Annotated in this window: 3 protein-coding genes; all 3 read right to left on the reverse strand. The window is 42.6% G+C overall.

What is annotated here, in order from left to right; all coding sequences use genetic code 11:
* Positions 1-326 precede the first annotated feature (326 nt).
* The 3 genes from Q0546_RS01345 to Q0546_RS01355 all read right to left on the reverse strand — a co-directional run bounded on the left by Q0546_RS01345 (position 327) and on the right by Q0546_RS01355 (position 3,900).
* Entirely contained in the window at positions 327-959 is a 633-nt protein-coding gene (locus Q0546_RS01345; protein WP_298789849.1) for a DUF417 family protein, read from the reverse strand.
* A 443-nt stretch (positions 960-1,402) separates the two neighbouring features.
* Positions 1,403-3,466 carry a primosomal protein N' gene (locus Q0546_RS01350; RefSeq protein ID WP_298789851.1) on the reverse strand — a complete coding sequence of 688 codons (2,064 nt, stop codon included), beginning with the start codon at positions 3,464-3,466 and terminating at the stop codon, positions 1,403-1,405.
* Positions 3,466-3,900 carry a prepilin-type N-terminal cleavage/methylation domain-containing protein gene (locus tag Q0546_RS01355; protein WP_298789853.1) on the reverse strand — a complete coding sequence of 145 codons (435 nt, stop codon included), beginning with the start codon at positions 3,898-3,900 and terminating at the stop codon, positions 3,466-3,468. The genes Q0546_RS01350 and Q0546_RS01355 overlap by 1 nt, the downstream gene beginning before the upstream one ends.
* Between the last annotated feature and the right edge of the window lie 243 nt (positions 3,901-4,143).

Consider the following 4,143-nt stretch of genomic DNA (forward strand, 5'->3'; position numbering starts at 1 on the left):
CCTTGCGCTCCTGCGCACTTTTACCGACCTTTGCAGCGTTTGAGCTATTTTTGCCGCCTTTTTTGAAAAAATCGAAAAATGCCATATTTTCTCCTTTAAATTTAGGGTTGCATTTTACCTGATCTCCGCTTATAGCAGCATTTTACGCGGACACGGTTTGCTAAATTTAACGAGCAAGCAAACGGATAAAATTGATTTGATATAGATTAAAAAAGCAAAGTAAATTTCTAACGAGATAGTAAAAAGTAGAGATAAGTAAACCGGCCGCGAGCGACGAGTCGCCTAAAAATATAAATAGGTCTACCGCTCGCTAAAATCTGCAAATTTTACTTAGCCGAGCAGCCTTTGCAGCACTCCAAAAGCCTGCGCGCCGCATTTGAGGCTACGATTAGTCCTGCAGCAGACATTATTATATCTTTTAGCACTAGTCGTCCAGCGCCCGATAGATACGGGAAGCCGTGATTAGGACTTTCGGCGATGCCGAGCGCCGGATTGCCAAGATTTGGCACCCAAGTCTCAGGCGTCGTTATCAAAAAGCTAAGCGTTACGATAGACATGCCAAATGTCAGCAGCCCGCCGATAAGCCCTAGTTTAGGGAACCAGATGCCAAGCAGCACGAGCGTACCGATAGTGCAGATCATCGCGCCGATCAGATACGAAACCGCATAAGTACCGTTTTGTTTATGCCACTCGATGTTTTTAGGCACGACCAAGCCTTCCGGGTTTTTGTGTAGGTTGTACTCGGCGACCATTTTGCCCTTGCCGTTATCTACGATATCTTTTTTGCTATACATGTAGCTAAAAAACGGGCTGTTGGTTACAAACGGCACGATGCCGTCGGCCTCGTATTGCACGACTTTGAGTCCGCCTATCCACGCCATCACGATGAAAATCGCGACGCTAACGTAGTTTACGAAATATTTTTGCGAGCCCGCTAAGGCTTGTAAAAATTTTTGCATTAAGTTCCTTTAGGGTGATTTTTATAATTTTAATTAGACTGTATATTTAAAGCTAGATAAAATTATAACGGGATTATATATAAATCATATAAAATTCGGCTTAAAAAAGATAAGCATTATCATAAATGGAAACTTTAATTACATTTTAGTTTTAGTTTAAGCAAGATTTTAAATTTATAATATCTTTATCTGCAAATAGCCACCAAAACACACTAAAGACTATTTGGTAGATTTGGCTGTTCCATATGGGTGGATTAATAGCAAAACTTGCGTTAAATTTAAGACTTGATCTCTAGCCGCCAAAACCAAAACGAGCTCGTTTTAGCTTAAATTTTGACACCAAGCCGAATGTAAAATTTATTTTTACGAACCTTGCAAAACATTTAAGACGCTTTTGAGGTGCCCAAATTAAACATCGAAAATCAAACGAAAAGAAATCAAATTTACGAGAAATTTATCGGATCCATATCGACGTCAAAGCCGTGTGCGGCGCAGATACGAGCGGCTTTTATAAGCGGAGCGTGAGAGGCACAACGCAGTAAAATCTCAAAACGGTATTTACCGCCGAGGATCTCGATCGCACACTTGCCATGCCCGACTATCTCGAGCGAGGTTTCGGCGGCGCGTAAATTTTCAAGCTCGGCTACGCAAATTTCAAGCCTTTGCTTTGCCGTCTGCTCGCTTTTTTCAGAAACGATAACTCGTAAAAGCCTAGCAAACGGCGGATATATCGGCTCTCTAGCAAGAATCTCCTCGTCCAAAAACGCTTCGTAGTCCGCGATAAAATTTTCAAAAAACTCCCGTTGCCTGCTCTGCACGACCACGCGCCCCTCGCCCGAGCGCCCAGCCCTGCCCGCCACCTGCATCGCCAGTGCCAACGTCCGCTCGCGAGCGCGAAAATCAGGGAAGCTTAATAGCTCGTCAACACCCATGATGACTGCAAGATCCACGTTGTGATAGTCGTGCCCCTTGCTTAGCATCTGCGTACCGACAAGCGCGTCTATTTCGCCCGCGTTAAAGGCCTTTAGCGTCTTTTCGAGCTTGTTTTGCGTCGTGATCTCATCGCGGTCGAATTTCTCGATCCTAGCCGCTGGAAACGCCAAGCGTAAGGCCTCCGTTAGCTCGTCGGTGCCGATTTTTTTCGCCTCGATCATCTCGCTACCGCACTTCTCGCACGAGCACGTCGCAGACGTCGTAAAACCGCAGTACTGGCACTTTAGCAAATTTCGCTTTTTGTAAAAGCTCATTCCTACACTGCAAAACGGGCACTTTATCGTGCTGCCACACTCACGGCACGACAGATAGCGAAAGTTCGCGCGCGTCGGTAAAAATATGACCGCCTGCTTACCGCTCGCAAAACTCGCCGCAAGCTCGCCCAGGATCACGTCGCCCAGCCCCGTCTCGCTCTCGTCGTAGATAAATTTTTTCTCGCTTTTAAAAAACGTTCCTCTCAGCCTAAAATGGGGCTGTTTTTTAAAGCTCACGACGCTAGGAGTCGCGGAGCCAAGCACAACTTTGACGTCAAATTTGCTCGCTAAAAATAGCGCGAGGTCGCGGGCGTTATAGTGCGGATTTTGCGCGGATTTGTAGCTGTCGTCGTGCTCCTCGTCGACGATAATAAGCCCAAGTTCGGTAAACGGCAAAAATAGCGCCGAGCGCGCACCTGCGATCAAATTTATCTCGCGACTCTGAAATTTTTGCAGGATCTCGCCGCGCTTTTTCGGCGTTATTTTGGAGTGCCATACGCCAAATTTCTCGCCGAAATAGCTTTTTAGTCGCTTCGTCATCTGAGGCGTGAGCGAGATTTCAGGCATCAAAAGCAAAACCTGTTTGCCTGCTAGCAGATGCTCGCGAATGAGCGAAAAATAAATCTCGCTTTTGCCGCTTCCGGTGTCGCCGAAAATCAAACTCGTTTTGTGAATTTTGGCAAAATTTAGCGCCTCTTGTTGATCTTGGTTTAGGTTTGGGATTTTTGAAAAAAACTCCATCGTAGCTGATTGGTCGGTGCTTATTTTTGGCGACCGTACGGGATTATTAAGATTTAATTTAGTAGCAACACTCCCGTTTGAGTTAAAATTTTCTTGATAGTTGCCGCTATTTAAATTGTCAGGCAAATTTGGCTGCGATGATTCGTCAAATTTTGTATCCAAGTTATCGTTTATCTCGTTTTTATCAGTCAAAATTTGCGCTTGCGTCAAATTCTGCAAGCAAGACAAATCAATCTCTAGCGGAGTAAAAAGTCCGGCCGCGATAGATAAATTTACGACGTAATAGTGCGAGATAAATTTTAAAAGCGAGATTTGTATAGGCGTAAGCGTAGCGTGTAAAATTTCTAAAATCTCAAGCGTTTTAAAATTCGGCTCGGCTACGTTTTGGAGTACATAGCCGATAGTTTTTTTATTTTTTATATTGATTAAGACTTGGGTAAAATTGGGTATTTTAAAATCTGAACAATATGTAAGCGGCTTAAGATTTAAGCCGCTAGGTAAAATTTGGTAGTAGGGCATTACTCCGTCAATTGCTTGCAGAGTTTGTCGTTATTTGGGCAACTAAAAGAGCCATCGGCAGTATCATAAGTAAAATCTACGCTTTGATTTTTATTTAACGCAAAGGTATATACAGTCCTGCTACCTGTCGTGCCTCCTTTTTTCCACCCAGATACATCAGAAGCGCCTTTTTCTTTTATACCGTTTTGCAAAACATTAGCAAAAATATTCGTTACTCCAGATTTTTCAAGGCTATCATAAGTAAATTTGCCAGATAGCATATCAGTATTATGCTTATTTATTATACCGCTTCGTATCGAGGCTATATCACTTCTAGCTTTAACGAGCACCGCATCATCTCTCGTTACGAACAGTCTAGGTACAGCAATACCTGCCAATATACCGATAACAACTATTACAAAGACAAGTTCAAGCATTGTAAATCCGCGTTTCATAAATAATCCTTTGTGATTTCAAAGATTATATCTTATATAAACTTAATAATTTTAGTAGTTTTTATGGTTAAAAATAAAAGAGCTAAATTTAAAAAACCCAAGCCTTAGTTTTTAAGTCTTGGGTTTAATATAAACTAATTTTAATAATTAGAACTTAATTGTTGTAGTGCTTCCTATGGCAATACCTTTTGTTGGAGTTGTTGAACCTTCTGGGGTAAATGTAGCATCAATCATGCCCTTAAC

This window comes from uncultured Campylobacter sp., assembly GCF_937997465.1.
Lineage (GTDB): Bacteria > Campylobacterota > Campylobacteria > Campylobacterales > Campylobacteraceae > Campylobacter_A.

What these genes read in the sequence shown, in the direction of transcription:
- Q0546_RS01345 (WP_298789849.1), bottom strand. Translation starts at nt 959, where the DNA reads ATGCAAAAATTTTTACAAGCCTTAGCGGGCTCGCAAAAATATTTCGTA.
- Q0546_RS01350 (WP_298789851.1), bottom strand. Translation starts at nt 3,466, where the DNA reads ATGCCCTACTACCAAATTTTACCTAGCGGCTTAAATCTTAAGCCGCTT.
- Q0546_RS01355 (WP_298789853.1), bottom strand. Translation starts at nt 3,900, where the DNA reads ATGAAACGCGGATTTACAATGCTTGAACTTGTCTTTGTAATAGTTGTT.